The following is an 18,246-nucleotide window of genomic DNA, read 5'->3' as shown; positions in this document are numbered from 1 at the left end:
AAGATTGGGGACCGGGAAGGTCCTTTGAAAAAGAGAATAAGAAGTTCATTGACATACTGTAGAGACGATAGCGAGCCGATATCCGTTTTGAGGGATATACAGGCGAGCTACCATATAAGTATTTTGGAACAAAAAGAATGGAACACAGATAGAGAGACGGGGCCGGGATGACTTTATCGGCGTTGGCGCGAAATTATATACGAATCAACGATGAAGAGTTTGATCCTGGCTCAGGATGAACGCTAGCGGCAGGCCTAACACATGCAAGTCGAGGGGCAGCGGGGAGTGCTTGCACTCCGCCGGCGACCGGCGCACGGGTGCGCAACGCGTATGGAACCTGCCCCTGTCCGGGGAATAGCCCAGAGAAATTTGGATTAATGCCCCATGGCATCCATTACCTGCATGGGTATTGGATTAAAGATTTATCGGACAGGGATGGCCATGCGTACCATTAGTTTGTTGGTGGGGTAACGGCCCACCAAGGCTACGATGGTTAGGGGCCCTGAGAGGGGGATCCCCCACACTGGTACTGAGACACGGACCAGACTCCTACGGGAGGCAGCAGTGAGGAATATTGGACAATGGGCGGGAGCCTGATCCAGCCATGCCGCGTGCGGGAAGAAGGCCCTATGGGTCGTAAACCGCTTTTATACGGGAAGAAACCACCCCACGTGTGGGGTACTGACGGTACCGTAAGAATAAGGACCGGCTAACTCCGTGCCAGCAGCCGCGGTAATACGGAGGGTCCGAGCGTTATCCGGAATCATTGGGTTTAAAGGGTCCGTAGGCGGGCCGTTAAGTCAGGGGTGAAAGTCTGCGGCTCAACCGTAGAACTGCCCTTGATACTGGCGGTCTTGAGTCATATTGGAGTGGGCGGAATATGTAGTGTAGCGGTGAAATGCATAGATATTACATAGAACACCGATCGCGAAGGCAGCTCACTAAGTATGTACTGACGCTGATGGACGAAAGCGTGGGGAGCGAACGGGATTAGATACCCCGGTAGTCCACGCCGTAAACGATGGATACTAGCTGTCCGGGACCTTGAGTCCTGGGCGGCCAAGCGAAAGTGATAAGTATCCCACCTGGGGAGTACGTTCGCAAGAATGAAACTCAAAGGAATTGACGGGGGCCCGCACAAGCGGTGGAGCATGTGGTTTAATTCGATGATACGCGAGGAACCTTACCAGGGCTTAAATGCATATTGACAGGGTCAGAGATGACTTTTCCTTCGGGCAATTTGCAAGGTGCTGCATGGTTGTCGTCAGCTCGTGCCGTGAGGTGTCAGGTTAAGTCCTATAACGAGCGCAACCCCTACCGTTAGTTGCCAGCATGTCAAGATGGGGACTCTAACGGGACTGCCGGTGCAAACCGTGAGGAAGGTGGGGACGACGTCAAATCATCACGGCCCTTACGTCCTGGGCCACACACGTGCTACAATGGCCGGTACAGCGGGAAGCCATGTCGCAAGGCAGAGCGGATCCACAAAACCGGTCACAGTTCGGATCGGGGTCTGCAACCCGACCCCGTGAAGCTGGAATCGCTAGTAATCGGATATCAGCCATGATCCGGTGAATACGTTCCCGGGCCTTGTACACACCGCCCGTCAAGCCATGGAAGCCGGGAGTGCCTGAAGTCCGTCACCGCAAGGAGCGGCCTAGGGCAAGATCGGTAACTAGGGCTAAGTCGTAACAAGGTAGCCGTACCGGAAGGTGCGGCTGGAACACCTCCTTTCTAGAGCTTTGCGCGATGTATCGCGCAAGGGCGACCTTCGCCGATAGAGGCGTTCCGCGCCCCGTCCCCTATTTGTATCCTAAAAAAAGTGTTCCGAAACGTATGGCAGCGGTCAAGAAGAAGTCTCTATGGTATTGATAATATAGGAAACGGTCGCCCTTGTGCGGTCCGGGACAGTCCCGTAGCTCAGCTGGTTAGAGCGCTACACTGATAATGTAGAGGTCGGCAGTTCGAGTCTGCCCGGGACTACGATGTGCCCCGTGGCACGACGTTCATTGAGTTGAAATTGAAGGAAATTCTAGAAGTTGGGTGGTAGTTAAGTGCTAACTACTGACTACTAATTACTAACGGCTAGTAATTGGGGGATTAGCTCAGCTGGCTAGAGCGCCTGCCTTGCACGCAGGAGGTCATCGGTTCGACTCCGATATTCTCCACAGGTCAATAGGCAATGACCGATCTACGATCAAGGATTTATTGTTGATTGTTTATTGGAAATTGTTTATTGCAAAAGGTTCATTGACATATTGGGACAGGGTACATTTTATGATGTGCCTTGAAGAAGAAAAACACGAATTTTTTAAGTAAAGAGTACGCGAATAGAATAGCGAAACAAAAGGACGGCGACAAGCTGGATAAGGGCGTATGGGGAATGCCTAGGCTCTCAGAGGCGATGAAGGACGCGATAAGCTGCGAAAAGCTGCGGGGATCGGCACATACGATATGATCCGCAGGTATCCGAATGGGGCAACCCACTATACTGAAGGTATAGTATCCGCAAGGAGGCGAACCCGGTGAACTGAAACATCTAAGTAGCCGGAGGAGGAGAAAACAAAAGTGATTCCGGGAGTAGCGGCGAGCGAAACCGGATTAGTCCAAACCGTACATGTTCCGGCATGTGCGGGGTTGTAGGACCGCGATATTCGAGCAGTAATGAACTAGAACGCTTTGGAAAGAGCGGCCATAGACGGTGATAGCCCGGTATAGGTAAAGACCTGTTAGATAGCGGTATCCTGAGTAGCGCGGGGCACGTGAAACCCTGTGTGAACCCGGCGGGACCATCCGCCAAGACTAAATACTCCTGAGAGACCGATAGTGAACCAGTACCGTGAGGGAAAGGTGAAAAGAACCCTGAACAAGGGAGTGAAAAAGATCCTGAAACCATACGCCTACAAGCGGTCGGAGTCCCGATTTATCGGGATGACGGCGTGCCTTTTGCATAATGAGCCTACGAGTTACTTTTACTGGCGAGGTTAAGGCCTTCAGGGCCGGAGCCGCAGCGAAAGCGAGTCTTAACAGGGCGCCATAGTCAGTAGTAGTAGACGCGAAACCGTGCGATCTACCCATGGGCAGGTTGAAGCTGTGGTAACACATAGTGGAGGACCGAACCCGTTGACGTTGAAAAGTCTTGGGATGACCTGTGGGTAGGGGTGAAAGGCCAATCAAGCTCGGAAATAGCTCGTACTCCCCGAAATGCATTTAGGTGCAGCGTGTAGATAGTTTTATAGAGGTAGAGCTACTGATTGGATGCGGGGGCTTCACCGCCTACCAATTCCTGACAAACTCCGAATGCTATAAAACGTTTCTGCGCAGTGAGGGCATGGGTGCTAAGGTCCATGTCCGAGAGGGAAAGAACCCGGACCATCGGCTAAGGTCCCCAAATATATGCTAAGTTGACAAAACGCGGTGGAACTGCACCGACAGCCAGGATGTTGGCTTGGAAGCAGCCATTCATTTAAAGAGTGCGTAACAGCTCACTGGTCGAGCGGTTCCGCATGGATAATGATCGGGCATAAGCATATTACCGAAGCCATGGCTTTGTATTTATACAAGGGGTAGGGGAGCATTGTAGTGCCGTCGAAGGTGTACCCGCGAGGGGCGCTGGAGGAGCTACAAACGAAAATGTAGGCATAAGTAACGATAATGCGGGCGAGAAACCCGCACGCCGAAAGACCAAGGTTTCCCCGGCTATGCTAATCAGCCGGGGGTCAGTCGGGACCTAACGCGGACCCGAAGGGGGAAGTGGATGGACAAGCGGTTAATATTCCGCTACCCGCACATCGACAAAAGCGACGGAGGCGAGAGGTTGGTGCGTGCAGACGGAATTGCACGTTGAAGGGACAGGTAACTGCCCGATAGTACGCCGAGGCTACGGCCAAGGCGATAATCCAGCGTATCGACTTCCAAGAAAAGCGAGATGTGCGGCCCGTACCGTAAACCGACACAGGTGGTCGGGATGAGTATTCTAAGGCGCTCGAGAGATTCATGGCTAAGGAACTAGGCAAAATAGACCCGTAACTTCGGGAGAAGGGTCTCCCGACTTAACGTCGGGACGCAGTGAAGAGGTCCAGGCGACTGTTTATCAAAAACACAGGGCTCTGCGAAATCGAGAGATGAAGTATAGGGCCTGACACCTGCCCGGTGCCGGAAGGTTAAGGGGAGACGTAAATCCTTCGGGAGGAAGCGTTGAACTGAAGCCCCGGTAAACGGCGGCCGTAACTATAACGGTCCTAAGGTAGCGAAATTCCTTGTCGGGTAAGTTCCGACCTGCACGAATGGTGCAACGATCTGGACACTGTCTCGGCCATGAGCTCGGTGAAATTGTAGTATCGGTGAAGATGCCGGTTACCCGCAGTGGGACGAAAAGACCCCGTGCACCTTTACTATAGCTTCGTATTGACCTTGGTCAAGCAATGTGTAGGATAGCTGGGAGACTTCGAAGCCGCGTCGCCAGGCGCGGTGGAGTCATTGTTGAAATACCAGCCTTTGCTTGTCCGGGGCCTAACCCTTGCAAAAGGGAACAGTGCGTGGTGGGTAGTTTGACTGGGGTGGTCGCCTCCAAAAGAGTAACGGAGGCTTCTAAAGGTGCCCTCAGTACGGTCGGCAATCGTACGTAGAGTGCAATGGCACAAGGGCGCTTGACTGTGAGACATACAGGTCGAACAGGTTGGAAACAAGAGCATAGTGATCCGGTGGTTCCGCATGGAAGGGCCATCGCTCAAAGGATAAAAGGTACGCCGGGGATAACAGGCTGATCTCCCCCAAGAGCTCATATCGACGGGGGGGTTTGGCACCTCGATGTCGGCTCGTCACATCCTGGGGCTGGAGAAGGTCCCAAGGGTTGGGCTGTTCGCCCATTAAAGTGGCACGCGAGCTGGGTTCAGAACGTCGTGAGACAGTTCGGTCTCTATCTACTGCGGGCGTTAGAAATTCGAGCGGACCTGGCCCTAGTACGAGAGGACCGGGCCGGACCGACCGCTGGTGCACCGGTTGTCCCGCCAGGGGCATTGCCGGGTAGCTATGTCGGGACTGGATAAGCGCTGAAAGCATATAAGCGCGAAACCAACCGCAAGATGAGATTTCTTTAAAGGGCCGTGGGAGACGACCACGTCGATAGGCCATAGGTGCAACGGCAGTAATGTCGGTAGCCGAGTGGTACTAATTGCCCGTACGGCTTGCGCATGCGCCCCTTCGGGGGCGCAACGACCCCTTTTTCAAAAGCGTTCGCACCGTGTAGGATCTACTTAAAAAATACCTGCTTTTTCTTCTTCACTGTCCCATTATTATGTCATCACCAAAAAATATTGAAAATTTAGGTGGCCATGGCGGCGGGGCCCACCCCTTTCCATTCCGAACAGGGAAGTTAAGCCCGCCAGCGCCGATGGTACTGCCACACCAGGTGGGAGAGTAGGTCGCCGCCTTACTTCGAAAGCCCCCGCACTTTACGTGCAGGGGCTTTTTTTATGGGCCATGTTTACAATAATCACAATTCTTGCTTATTTTTTTTGCCGGCCTTCATTTATCTTTGTTTCCTTAGATGGGCAAGCAAGATATCAAGTACAAGGAAGAACGTCTAAATACGGTATCCCACGCAATTGGGGCCTTTCTCGCTGTACCGGGTACCCTACTGCTGCTTTGTCGAAATTCCGGTAAGTCCGAATGGGCCACCCCGAGCATTCTCGTCTACGGGCTAAGCCTTATAGCCATGTTTTTGGTTTCCTCCCTTTACCACTATACACAAAAGGTGAATTTTAAACGGAAATTAAGGATACTCGACCATATCAACATCTATTTTCTTATTGCCGGAACCTATACCCCGATTTGCCTGATCACCTTGGTCAAGGCCAATGGGTGGACCATTTTCTTTGCCGTGTGGGCGATAGCCTTGGCGGGTACCGTATTTAAATTGTATTATACAGGTCGGTTTGAGTTTATCTCCCTTTTACTCTATGTAGGCATGGGGTGGTTAATTGTTTTGGATTTTAACAATTTTGTTGAATATACTTCCGTTTTAGGGGTTAGATTGTTGTTTCTTGGCGGCGTCTTTTATACCTTTGGAATCCTTTTTTACGCATTTGAAAAAATTCCCTATCATCATTTTATATGGCATTTATTTGTATTGGCCGGAGCAATAAGCCACTGGTTGGTCATGTTTATAAGTGTGGTGTAAGTGGTTACTGTTAAATTTGAATATTCGAATATCAAAATGACATTTTTACAAAAAGCACTCCCCAAATCCTATCCTTTTTTTTCCCTTTTGTTTCTGTTCGTCTCCTGCAAGGAAACATACGAAGAGACCCATATTCCTTTGGACGACTACCAAATTGAGGCAGGTTTCGATTTACAGGTGGTGGCATCGGAGCCGCTCTTGGATGCCCCCGTTCAAATAGACTTCGATACCCAAGGACGCATTTGGGCCGTTGAAATGTCCGGTTTTATGAGGGATGTCGACGGAACGGATGAAAATAGGCCCTCGGGAGCGATAAAGATCCTTGAAGATAGGGACGAAGACGGCGTTATGGACCACGCCAAGGTGTTTCTCGATAGTTTGGTCATGCCCAGGGCCTTGGCCCTGGTTTACGGAGGTGTGTTGTATGCTGAGCCTCCTAACCTTTATTTTGTTGAAATCGATGCGAACGACAAGCCCAAGAACAAGGTGTTGGTCGATTCCCTATATGCCTTGGAGGGAAATCCCGAATACCAGCCCAATGGATTGCGCCTCAATATAGACAACTGGATCTACAACGCGGGGTCGCACTTCAGGTACCAACGAAAAAATGGGGTTTGGAAAAAAGAACCTACGACATACCGGGGTCAGTGGGGCATTAGCCAAGATAATTTTGGCAGGCTTTACTACAATAACAATTCAACCCAGTTGCTGGGCGACTATGTGTTGCCCAACCGCTTGGTACGCAACCCATTCTTGATTCCGAGCAAAGGGGTTAATCAGAAATTGACCGAAGACCAACGCGTTTATCCCTTGCATGCCGCTAGGGTCAATAGAGGCTATGTCGATGGGGTATTGGATAAGGATAGCCTGCTGATCGAGGTTACCGCGGCCTGCGGGCCCCTGGTTTACCGTGGAGGGGCTTTTCCTGAAGGTTACGACCAAAACGTGTTCGTCTGTATTCCCGAGATAAATGCCGTCAAACGAAATATCCTAAACTTTAGGGGAGACGCGGTCGAGGCCGAACAGGCTTGGGAAGGCAAGGAGTTTTTGGCCAGTACCGATGAGGGTTTCCGCCCAGTAAATTTGTCGACCGGACCTGACGGCAGTATGTACATCGTCGATATGCATAGGGGGGTGATACAGCATCACGCCTTTCTGAGTCCGTATTTGAAGAAAAGGGCGCAGGAGGCCCAATTGGATACCCTGGTCAACTTTGGACGAATACTTAGGGTCAGGCCGGTGTCCGCAAAAGCGCCTAAAATGTACGACTTGGATAAACTGTCGGCCCCGGAACTGGTAAAACTGCTCAAGGACGAAAATGGCTATATCAGGGATCAGGCACAGCATCGCCTGGTCTATAAAAACCTGGTTGAAGCCGAGGCCGAACTGGTGCGAATGGCGCAAGACGTAAGCGATCCCATTGCCCAGGTACACGCCTTGCACACCTTGGAGGGATTGGAAAGGGGCTTGTCTTTCGATTTTTTAAGAAAGGTGGCCGCAACCAGCGACCCCGAAGTGGTCGCCCATGCCCTTGTATTGCTCGAGGGGTATGCGGACGATGACCATGCCGACGCGGCCCTTTCGCTCTTTCAGGAACTGATAAAGAAAGACCATGGGGGCATAGATCTTTACCTGGCTACCACCCTGGGCCCTTGGGCACGTATTTCGGAAAGCTTTTACCCCATGATGAATACCTTGCGCGAACGGCATATGGGCGATCCTGTTTACGTAGAGGCCCTGTTGAGCGGTTTTTCGTCGTCCGATGACGATTTGTTGGCCCTTCTGGATGAGGGCAACCCCAAAGACTCCCTTTTAGAAAAGGAAGTAGGGAAAAATAGGGACCGAAGAAAGGCCGGAAAAAAGAATCCTATCTATGTGAGGAAGGGTTCGAGTCAAGATTCCCGTACGAAGGGGGCGAAACTGTTCAGGCAGATCTGCGCATCGTGCCATCAATCGAACGGTAACGGCGTCGAAGGCTTGGCACCGCCCTTGGTAGGTTCCGAGCACATACTGCCCCCCGAAAAACTGGCGATGATCGTGTTGCACGGCCTGAAGGGGCCTATTGAGGTTGATGGCACTATGTACAATCTGAACCATTCCATGCCCGGACTGAACTCTAATCAAACCCTTAGCGATAAAGATATTTCGGCCATCATTTCTTACGTGACCAATGCCTTTTCCAAATATCCCAAGGGGCTGCGCCCCGAGAGGGTAAAAGAGCTCCGCGCACTGCCGTCGAAGAGCGGTTCGGAGTATACTATTGAAGAGCTTGACGAGGTTATGGAGTCCTTAAAATAACGGGGTTGGGCCCCTTATGGTAAATAGGTTCGTTAATTCTTTTTGCCTATGGGGCTGTCATCGCACTTGAGGTCTCCCAGTACGTATTGCATTCCATCCAAAAGAAACTGAAGGAATTCAGGGTTGTCGAGGGTTTGGGCATTGTGTGATGGTGAAGTGTAAAAGACCCTTCCCTTGCCATGTCTTTTGATCCACGATACGTAGGTGATTTTGTCGGTCGCCTCCTTTTTAAGTCCCTCCAATTGGTCTACTTCAATATACAGAAGCGGTCTGAAATTATAGTTGAAATAGGCATTTTTAAAGAAATAGGGCTCGTCGATGTGGGTAAAGCCGTTACCGGAAAAAGCGGCGACCAATGGATGGTTTTCGTCTACTTCCTTGACATGCATTTTCTGCTGCTTGGGGTGGTAGTCAAAGCTTCCCCCGGTCAGCTCGCTAAATTCCATGGAATTGTTTTGCACGGTTATGGCACCGTGAAGGATCATCAATCCGCCCCCATTGGCAATGTACTCGGTAAAATTATGCTCGTATTCCCGGGCCAGGGACTCCATTTTGTCGTCGGGCAAGTTCGAATTCTTCTGCAGTAAGTCCCAAAACAAATCCCTTTTGGGGCCTTTTGGGTTGCAGTTGTTGAATACCACGGCGTCGTATTTGGCCAGATTGGCCTTGTCGAAACTGTCGATATCGTAAGAATTGGTAACCTCGAAAACACCCGATTTTCGCCCTAAGATCTTTAACATTTCCACATTGTGTGGAGCCGTCCAGTGATAGAATCCCGTATGTTGCGAAAAAACCAAGACCTTTTTAGGGGTGGCTTTTATCCGTGGTTCGGATGGGGCAAGGGCCTCCATTTTCGATATCCATTCGTCGGTAATCTCAAAAGAATCCAAGTTTTGTGAAAACAAGGTAAAGGAGGTGAGTAATAAGATAAAACTTAGTTTGCTTCTCATTTGCATGCTTTAGAATAGTTTACTTTTGGGAAGATTCCCTGATAATCAGCTCGTGTTTCAGTATAATTTGATCGGCAGATTCAATGTTGATGGAACCGTTCAAATGACTTAGTATGCTTTGTCCCGCTAATTTACCCATTTTATAGCCGGGATAGTCGATGGTGGACAGTTCCGGGGAAATAACTTGGGTTACGGGGTCGTTGTTAAAACCTATGATCTTAATTTGATCGGGGATTTTGTAACCTGCCTTTAACAGTGCCTTGATAATATATACGGCAAGGTTGTCATTGGATACAAAAACACCGTCAACGGGTTGTTTTGAGGATTGGATGTAATCTACGACCTTCTGGGCCTCGGCTTGGGAAAAATTACCGACTTCGACCAGTTGTTCCCGATTGTAGGTCGAAAACTCCTTGAGCGCTTTTTTGTAACCCGAATACCGGAGTTTGTAAACACTTCTATTGAGTCCTGAGGATACGTGGATGATGTTTTCGCAACCTTGTTTGATCAAATGTTCGGTAGCTTGGTACCCGGCAGCTTCATTGTCAATGATTATTGTCGGGCAATTGGGCAAATCGACTACCCTGTCAAAAAACAGCAGGGGGATTTTTCTTTCGGTAAAGGTGGCGAAGTGCTCGTAATTCTTGGTTTCGTTGGCCAGCGATACCAGCAGGGCGTCCACACCGCTCTCAAATAAGGTTTTGGTATTGAACTTTTCCTTGGCTTCCTGCTCCAGTGACTGGCTAATGATCAGGTTGTACCCCGCATTATTGGCTATTTTTTCGATTCCGGAAAGTACGGTAGACATAAAGTCGGAATTCAATCTTGGGACAATAACTCCTATGGTATTGGATTTTTGTAAACTGAGATTGGAAGCAAATTTGTTGATCCTGTACCCTGTTTCCTTGGCCGCTTGCAGCACCTTCTCCTTGGTCTTTATGCTGATGGAAGGATGGTCGTTTAGGCTTCTGCTTATGGTAGCGGGGGAAACCCCCAATTTTTTGGCTAAGTCGTATATGGTCGTTTTTTTCTTCAAGAATCCTTGTGCAATTGTACGCAACAATATTACGCAATATTACAAAAAGTTTTAAAAAGAACGTTGTAAACAGTAATTAATGCGCTATAAAATTTCGATATAGGGCTATTTTAGGGGGTTAAGTTGTGTTTTTGATAAGTTTTTATTTAAATTTTTATGTAATCGGTTGCGTAAACAATTTAATTTTATAGATTTGTAACGGTGTCAATTTAACACTTATTAATCAACTTAAACTTTAATCCATGTCATGTATGGAACGAAAATCACATTGTTTTAAACGTATAAAGGGAAATTTGGTCCTCTTCCCGCTTTTGCTTCTATTTTGTATGGCGGTAAATGCACAGGAAGAAATTACGGTTACAGGAAAGGTAACCGATGAATTGGATGGTCCTCTTCCCGGGGCTTCTGTAATCGAAAAGGGGACAACGAACGGTACTTCTACCGACTTTGACGGTAAATACACCTTACGGGTATCCGGTCCTGATGCGGTTTTGCTTATCAGTTATATTGGCTACGGTACGCAAGAAATACCCTTAAACGGAATGACGGTCGCCAATACCCAAATGGAACCCAATGCATCCAATTTGGATGAAGTGGTGCTGGTGGGGTATGGTTCCCAGAAGCGGTCCGATGTAACCGGTGCCGTTGCCAGCGCCAATCTAGAGGCCTTTGAGGAATCGCCCAATACCAATATAGGGCAGAGCCTTCAAGGTACCGTACCGGGCTTGAACGTAGGCCAGGTCAACTCGGCCGGATCTACACCTGAAATAACCATTCGCGGGCAGGTGTCCTTGAATGGGAGCCAGAGCGTACTTATCGTTCTCGATGGTATTCAGTACAACGGAAGCTTGTCTTCGATCAACCCGAACGATATTGAGTCGATCGATGTCTTAAAGGACGTCAGTTCTACTGCCGTCTATGGGGCGCAAGCCGCCAACGGGGTCATACTGATCACCTCAAAGGGGGGCAAGCGTAACCAAAAACCGAGAATCTCGGTTTCTTCCTCCTATGCAACGCTTCAACCTACGGTAAGCAATAGGCCGTTGAGAAGGGCCGAATACATCGACCATATCAATATGCAGCTTTACGACCTGCGCTTTTTGGCGCCCGATTACACTACCCCGAACCCTGACTATGTAAGTTATTTCGAACCGGGGCAGGGGATCAATGCCAATTTTGAGTTGCAGTCCGATACCAATCCCGGTGAATTTAGCGAGAACGATTACGATTGGTGGGGCGAAGGCACCCAAACCGGTTTTGTGCAGCAAAATGAAGTGAGCATAGCGGGGGCTTCGGAAAGCACGAGTTACTTGATTTCATTGGGCCTGACCGAACAAGAGGGGATTATCAACAATGATGATTTTTCCCGTAGGAGTATTCGGGTGAACCTCGATACCGATGTGTCCAAAGGGTGGAAAGTGGGGATTCAAACATTTGGGTCCTTTGTAAAACAGGATGGCGATGAGCCCTTCCTGTCCCAATTGAGAAACTTTTCGCCCTTATTGGTGCCCTATGACGAAGAAGGGAATTTAATTCCCAATCCGGCAGGTACCATAGAATCGAATCCCTTCTTGGGCCAAAACACGCAAGATTATGAGCGCAAGGATTATTTCTTTGCCAATATTTATTCGGAGGTGGACCTGCCCTTTGTAAAGGGACTTACCTACCGGGTAAACTTCGGTAATAACTACAGGATCGAAAAACGCTACGGGTCTAGTATTTACGGTGCCGGGCTTACAGGTGACGCCGGAAAGGATATTCGTTTTTACAGGGACTATACCTTGGATAACCTCCTTAATTACAACAGGATATTCGGCAAGCACGATGTTTCGGCCACCCTGTTGTACGGGGCCATTGAGCGCAAGGACGAAAGGACAAATGCCTACTCGTCGGGCTTCGATAGGTTGTCTTTGGGGTATAACGATCTGTCGGTGGGCGCTATACCGATCATAAGTTCCAGTGCCTTCACCGAAACGTTGAACTACCAAATGTTGCGGGCAAACTATAAATTTGATAACCGTTATATCTTGACCGGTACGATTCGACGGGATGGTTTCTCGGGCTTTGCGGCCAATGAAAAAACGGCTTACTTCCCCTCTGGAGCCCTAGGTTGGATAGCTTCCAATGAAAACTTCCTTAAAGACTCCGACTGGGTCGATAACCTGAAAATCAGGGCCAGTTATGGTATTGCCGGTAACCAAACGGGCCGTTATACCTCTTTGGCCAGATTGGGAACAAGGGCAGCTTACGTGTTTGGAGACGGTGGAGGGCCCGCCTTCGGTCAAGAATTGACTTCCTTGGCCAACCCGAATCTTAGATGGGAGAAAACCGCCGGCTTAAATGTCGGGGTCGATTTTTCCCTTTTCGCCAATAGGTTGAACGGTAGCGTGGATGCCTATAAAAACATTACCGACGACCTACTGTTCTCCGTTCGAATTCCTTACTTGACGGGCTTCAGTAATATACAGACCAACGTAGGTAAGATCCAAAATACAGGTTTGGAGGTTACCTTGAACGGTGATATCGTTCGTAACGATAACTTTACGTGGAGCGCAACGGCCAATTACGCTACCAACAAAAACAAGATCTTGGCGCTTACGGGCGAGGATGCCGATGGGGATGGGGTCGAGGATGATCTTATCCAAAGCGGATTGTTCATCGGCGAATCGATCAATGCCATCTATGACTATGAAGTGGATGGGATCTATCAGATCGGTGATGACATACCCGACGGTTACGGAATAGGAAATTATAGGGTGGTTGACCAAAACGGCGATGGATTGATCACACAGGCGGATGACCGAAAAATCATTGGGACAAGGGACCCGTCCTATGCCGTGTCGTTGTTGAACACCTTTAAATACAAGAACCTTTCGTTCAGCTTCTTCTTGAATTCGATACAAGGTAAGGATGGCCATTATATTTCGAGAAACGATAACGCCTTATACAGGAATGCCAACACGCTTTACCAAAATGTGGTCTCGGGAATCGACTATTGGTCCCCACAAAACCCCGATGGGTTGAACGCCATGGCGCCCAACAGGCCCGGTATTGCCGGAACCCGATATGAGAATAGAAGTTTTGTCAGGTTGCAGGATGTAAATCTTCGATACAGTTTTGGCCAGGAAGTTTTGGAAAAAATTGGTTTGGCGGAATTGAGCATCTTCATTAGCGGAAAGAACTTGGCGACCTGGACCGATTGGAACGGTTTTGACCCCGAATATCAAGATTCCAGTAACAATGTTTATGGTGTTGGACTATCCGTAGGGGGAAGACCGGTATTAAAAGGATATTCAATGGGGCTTAACGTATCATTCTAAAACAACAACAAGATGAAAAAATCAATTATATTTTTAGCTATAATTTCCTTTTTCTGGTCGTGCGACGAGGATTTCTTGGAGGAAAAACCGGAAGACTTTCTAAGTTCGGCCAACGCCTTTAATACGTATGAAGATTTTACCGCATCGGTAAATAATATGTATTACCTGGTAAGAAGACAATTTTACAATAGGGACGAGAACAGGCCTTTTGACTTTCTATACGGTACCGATCTTGTTTTTGACGGAGAGCCCGGGGGAACACAAAGACACGGTAATATGGTCCAGGCCTATGATCCCGCCGGGGATATAACAACTACGCATTGGAACCTGCTGTACAAAAACATCGCTGAGGCCAATACCGTTATTGAGCGCGCCCCTTTATCGGAAATGTCGGAGGAGGAGATTAACGATATCGTGTCGCAAGCCCGTTTTTTCAGGGGATTTTCGTACAATGTACTGGTAACCCTGTATGGCGGCGTTCCTCTCGTCACAGAGGCCATAACCGAGCCTAAAATAGATTTTGTGCGAAACTCAAGGGAAGAAGTGCTAAATCAGGTCATAGACGATTTAAGCTTCGCTGCGGCCCATTTGCCCGGTATTGCCGAAGCCCAGGATGGCCGTGTCAATAAATTGGTGGCCTATCACTATTTAGGCGAAGCTTACTTGGCCCTCGGGAACAATACGGAGGCCATTGCGGCCCTATCGAAGGTAATCGATGATGGCAATACCGGCTTGATGACAGAACGCTTTGGTACGCGGTCGGCAGAGGAGCCCGGCGATGTGTTCTGGGATTTGTTCAGAAGGGGAAATCAAAATAGGGCCAGTGGCAATACCGAAGCCATTTGGGTCATACAATTCGAAGTTGATGTTCAAGGTGGTGGATTGCAGTCGGGTAGCCGGGGTGGTTCGTATCCTTATGAAAGGCATTTTGCCCCCTTGCTAAGGTTCGCACCGTTTACCTCCTGGCCGGTAGGCGATTATACCGGAGGCCGCGGTATCGGTTGGGGAATCACCACCGAGTACTACACCAATACGGTATGGGGCGGGGATGCTAGCGATCCCGACTTCGCAAACGACATAAGAAACGCCAACCATAATTTTGTTCGGGTCTATAACCGTGATAACTCCTCCGCTTTGGCCCTCATCGCCGAAGAAATTGGCCGCGATACGGTATGGTCTACCGAGAATCAACCAAGAATCAGGGAGTTTTACGCCTATCCGACCAAGGTAACTACACCGTACAACCATCCCGATGGCCTATACAGGGGGGGCGATGTGCCGTTTGCCCTTACGTCGTCGGCAGGTGGTACCTATACCGATCAATATATGGTGCGATTGGCCGAGACCTATCTGTTAAGGGCCGAGGCTTATTTGGCCAATAACCAACCACAACTTGCGGCAGATGACCTTAACGTCATCCGTAACAGGGCCAATGCCTCGGAAGTTGCGGCAGGTGATGTAACCCTCGATTATATACTCGATGAGCGCGTACGTGAATTGGGCTTGGAAGAGAAGCGTAGGCTTACCTTGATGCGAACCAATACCATATACGACCGTGTTATGAAGTACAATCCGTTCTATGTCGAAAACGGTATGCAAGAACATTTTAATCTGTGGCCTATCCCGGCAGATGAAATCGAGGGCAACCGTGGGGCGGAACTGGTTCAAAACCCTGGTTATAATTAAAGGTGCCGATGGGGGCAAAACCCATTGGTATTCAAGAAAGAAAGTTAGTTGTTAGTTTTTTTGGAGTTAGTTTATTTTTAAATTCCATTGCCTTAATTTGTACAACATGTTCTGTAGATATTTTTTGCTTTTTTTTCTTTTTGTCTTTGCATCATGCAAAAAAGAACGTTCCCTTGTGTTTGATATGGAAAGGGGCAATGGAATTATTTTATCCCAACCTTATTTTGTCGATACCGATGTAATCGAGGCCAATGGCCTGCAAATCGACACTACCCTCGTACTTGTAGGTAATGGGGAAAACGGCCAACAAAGGATTCCCTATCAATTGGACAAGGACTCGGGTAAAATCTGGTTTGTTCCGGGCCATGAAAGGGATGTGGATTCATATAGTTTTTTCAACGACCCGTCCGCAGCAACCAAAAAAGGGAAGCTTGAACAGGAAAAGCATAACGGTGACCTGAAGCTTCGACTTGGGGGAAACCCCGTGGTAACCTATAGGTACGGTATGACCTATCCGCCCGAAGGGGTAGACTCGCTCTACCGGAAATCGGGGTATATCCACCCGATTATTACGCCAAAAGGGGATACCCTGACCCGGATACAGGCACCCGACCATTACCATCATTACGGTCTTTGGGGGCCGTGGACACACACCCAAATAGACGGGGAGCGGGTTGATTTTTGGAACCTAAGGGAAGGTATGGGTACCGTACTTTTTAAGGAGTTTAAGGAGAATGGGACGGGTAACCTGTACACCTCCTTTACGGCATTGCAGGAGCATATCGACCTAAAAACACAAGAGAATCCGCAAATAGCACTAAACGAATACCTTACGGTAAAAATTTGGGACTTGAACCGACCCGATAGGTATATGTTGGATTATATCACTAACTTTAATTCGCCCTTAGAAGATGGTATTCTCTTTGAAGCATATCGCTATGGAGGGGGATTGGGCTTGCGGTTCCATGAGCGCTGGAAGGCGGATAACTGTACGGTATTGACGTCGGAAGGCCACGATAGGGCCTCTGCCGATGGCACCAATGCCCGATGGTGTATTGTGGCCGGCAAATCCTCGGATGGGAAGGGAACAAATGGTATTCTGTTCTTAAGCCATACCGAAAACCGGAAGCATCCCGAACCCATGCGAATTTGGCCCCTGGATGCCAATGGGGGCAGGGGCGACATGTTTTTTGAGTTTTGCCCCATCCGCCACGAAGAATGGCAAATAGAACCAAATAAAAATTATAGCCTGAAATATAGAATGATCGTTTTTGATGGCGAGCTCGGTCCCGATGAGGCCGAGGCCTATTGGCAACATTTTGTGGGCGACCCGGAAATTAAAATAACCAAGAATTAAATAGATAGTAAAATGCAGCGAAGAAAATTTATCAATAAAACCGCATTGGGCACCGCCGCCATGGTAGGCTTCCCGACCATTGTACCGGCCAGCGTATTGGGGAAGGATGCCCCCAGTAACAAAATCAATATTGCCCAGATCGGATGTGGCCGTATCGCCCGAGGGCACGACATACACGATACCATTAGGTTCGATCAGGCCAAATACATCGCCGTCTGCGACGTTGATTCGAAACGGGCCGATGATGCCAAGGTCTTGGTCGATTCCTTCTACAAAAAAAAGACCGGTAAAACAAAATACAACAGCACCAAGGTGTACGAAGACTATCGCGAAATGCTGTTGAACAAGGATATTGATGCCGTGGTGATCAGTACCCCTGACCATTGGCATTCGCAACCCGCCATGGAGGCCGCTTATGCCGGAAAGGATATCTACCTTCAAAAACCGACCTCCTTGACGGTACGGGAGGGACAGCAGTTGCGTGAGGCCGTAAAAAAGACCGGGGTGATCCTTCAGGTAGGAACACAGCAACGGGCCATGCCCCAGTTTAGGGTAGCCGCCGAGCTGGTAAGAAACGGACGTATAGGCAAGGTACATACCGTTAAGATCGGTTTGCCCGGTGATCCCGCCGGTCCCGATGCTCCGGCCATGCCCGTTCCCGAAAACCTGAACTTCGATATGTGGTTGGGCTCTACGCCCGAAGTTCCGTACACCGAAATCGGGGTTCATCCACAAGAGGGATACGGAAGACCGGGATGGTTGAGAATTAGAAATTACGGTGCCGGAATGATCACGGGCTGGGGGCAGCACCATTACGATTCGGCCGCGTGGGGTATGGATACCGAATTGACCGGGCCCACCTCGGTGGAGGCCTTGGCCGAATTCCCGAAATCGGGACTCTGGAACGTGCATGGCGACTTCTTTGTAAAGCATGAATACGACAACGGAATCACGGTCTATACCAGTGGCGGGTATACCAACGGAATCAAATACATCGGCGACGACGGATGGATCTTTGTCTCGCGGGGCGATTACCAGGCCTCGGCATCCGACCCTGTCGATAAGGAAAAGAGCACAAAGGCCTTGAACGCCTCTGATCCCAAAATATTGGAATCCGTCATCGGTGAGAACGAAATCCACCTCGAAAAAATAGACGACCAACACGGCAACTGGTTGGAGTGTATAAAAACCCGTAAACAACCCATTTCGAATATCGATAAAGGCCATAAGGCTTGTGTGATATGCCTGATAAGCGATATTGCCATGCAGTTTGACCGCAAGCTCGAATGGGATCCCGAGAAAGAGGAGTTCATCAACGACGATGAGGCCAATGCCCTGCTTCGCAGGGAGCAACGCAAACCTTATGGTACGGACTATGTCAAGGCATAACTTGGATCGAGCCCCCATTGAAACACCCC

Annotated in this window: 8 protein-coding genes, 2 tRNA genes and 3 rRNA genes; 11 read left to right on the top strand and 2 right to left on the bottom strand. The window is 49.2% G+C overall.

From position 1 onward, the window contains the following. The first annotated feature begins 207 nt into the window (after positions 1-207). The 7 genes from BUB37_RS13265 (at position 208) to BUB37_RS13235 (ending at position 8,479) form a co-directional block, all read left to right on the top strand. A 16S ribosomal RNA gene (locus BUB37_RS13265) occupies positions 208-1,734 on the top strand. A 175-nt stretch (positions 1,735-1,909) separates the two neighbouring features. Next, positions 1,910-1,983, top strand: a tRNA-Ile gene (locus BUB37_RS13260). A 111-nt stretch (positions 1,984-2,094) separates the two neighbouring features. Beyond that, a tRNA-Ala gene (locus BUB37_RS13255) sits at positions 2,095-2,168 on the top strand. A gap of 186 nt (positions 2,169-2,354) precedes the next feature. Then, positions 2,355-5,194: ribosomal RNA gene (locus BUB37_RS13250) — 23S ribosomal RNA — on the top strand. A gap of 129 nt (positions 5,195-5,323) precedes the next feature. After that, positions 5,324-5,435 (top strand): 5S ribosomal RNA (gene rrf, locus BUB37_RS13245). Together the 16S, 23S and 5S rRNA genes with 2 tRNA genes alongside form the textbook arrangement of a ribosomal RNA operon. A 113-nt stretch (positions 5,436-5,548) precedes the next feature. Continuing rightward, on the top strand, positions 5,549-6,181 hold the full coding sequence (trhA, locus tag BUB37_RS13240) for a PAQR family membrane homeostasis protein TrhA (protein WP_072994287.1): 633 nt from the start codon (positions 5,549-5,551) through the stop codon (positions 6,179-6,181). 36 nt (positions 6,182-6,217) lie between these two features. Continuing rightward, entirely contained in the window at positions 6,218-8,479 is a 2,262-nt protein-coding gene (locus BUB37_RS13235; protein WP_072994286.1) for a DUF7133 domain-containing protein, read from the top strand. A 32-nt stretch (positions 8,480-8,511) separates the two neighbouring features. Here BUB37_RS13235 and BUB37_RS13230 read toward each other — a convergent pair whose 3' ends face one another. Beyond that, complete coding sequence (locus BUB37_RS13230; protein ID WP_244526835.1) at positions 8,512-9,429, bottom strand: ThuA domain-containing protein; 918 nt, start codon at positions 9,427-9,429, stop codon at positions 8,512-8,514. 19 nt (positions 9,430-9,448) lie between these two features. Beyond that, the gene (locus BUB37_RS13225) at positions 9,449-10,465 is read right to left on the bottom strand and encodes a LacI family DNA-binding transcriptional regulator (RefSeq protein ID WP_072994312.1); all 1,017 of its coding nucleotides are present in this window, start codon (positions 10,463-10,465) and stop codon (positions 9,449-9,451) included. 251 nt (positions 10,466-10,716) lie between these two features. Between BUB37_RS13225 and BUB37_RS13220 the strand changes: the two genes are divergently transcribed. The 4 genes from BUB37_RS13220 to BUB37_RS13205 all read left to right on the top strand — a co-directional run bounded on the left by BUB37_RS13220 (position 10,717) and on the right by BUB37_RS13205 (position 18,217). Continuing rightward, positions 10,717-13,785: a SusC/RagA family TonB-linked outer membrane protein gene (locus tag BUB37_RS13220; protein WP_072994284.1), complete on the top strand. Its 3,069-nt coding sequence runs from the start codon at positions 10,717-10,719 to the stop codon at positions 13,783-13,785. 12 nt (positions 13,786-13,797) lie between these two features. Then, positions 13,798-15,471: a RagB/SusD family nutrient uptake outer membrane protein gene (locus BUB37_RS13215; RefSeq protein WP_072994283.1), complete on the top strand. Its 1,674-nt coding sequence runs from the start codon at positions 13,798-13,800 to the stop codon at positions 15,469-15,471. 184 nt (positions 15,472-15,655) lie between these two features. Continuing rightward, positions 15,656-16,828: a DUF6807 domain-containing protein gene (locus BUB37_RS13210; RefSeq protein ID WP_244526838.1), complete on the top strand. Its 1,173-nt coding sequence runs from the start codon at positions 15,656-15,658 to the stop codon at positions 16,826-16,828. Between the two features lie 12 nt (positions 16,829-16,840). Further along, complete coding sequence (locus tag BUB37_RS13205) at positions 16,841-18,217, top strand: Gfo/Idh/MocA family protein (RefSeq protein WP_072994282.1); 1,377 nt, start codon at positions 16,841-16,843, stop codon at positions 18,215-18,217. Positions 18,218-18,246: the final 29 nt, after the last annotated feature.

Origin of the sequence: Pseudozobellia thermophila (assembly GCF_900141855.1) — a bacterium.
GTDB lineage: Bacteria > Bacteroidota > Bacteroidia > Flavobacteriales > Flavobacteriaceae > Pseudozobellia > Pseudozobellia thermophila.
This window is presented reverse-complemented; position numbering and strand designations above follow the sequence as displayed.

Excerpts from the sequence above, each read along its gene's own strand:
- trhA (WP_072994287.1), top strand. The coding sequence starts at position 5,549 with ATGGGCAAGCAAGATATCAAGTACAAGGAAGAACGTCTAAATACGGTA.
- BUB37_RS13235 (WP_072994286.1), top strand. The coding sequence starts at position 6,218 with ATGACATTTTTACAAAAAGCACTCCCCAAATCCTATCCTTTTTTTTCC.
- BUB37_RS13230 (WP_244526835.1), bottom strand. The coding sequence starts at position 9,429 with ATGAGAAGCAAACTAAGTTTTATCTTATTACTCACCTCCTTTACCTTG.
- BUB37_RS13220 (WP_072994284.1), top strand. The coding sequence starts at position 10,717 with ATGGAACGAAAATCACATTGTTTTAAACGTATAAAGGGAAATTTGGTC.
- BUB37_RS13215 (WP_072994283.1), top strand. The coding sequence starts at position 13,798 with ATGAAAAAATCAATTATATTTTTAGCTATAATTTCCTTTTTCTGGTCG.
- BUB37_RS13210 (WP_244526838.1), top strand. The coding sequence starts at position 15,656 with ATGGAAAGGGGCAATGGAATTATTTTATCCCAACCTTATTTTGTCGAT.
- BUB37_RS13205 (WP_072994282.1), top strand. The coding sequence starts at position 16,841 with ATGCAGCGAAGAAAATTTATCAATAAAACCGCATTGGGCACCGCCGCC.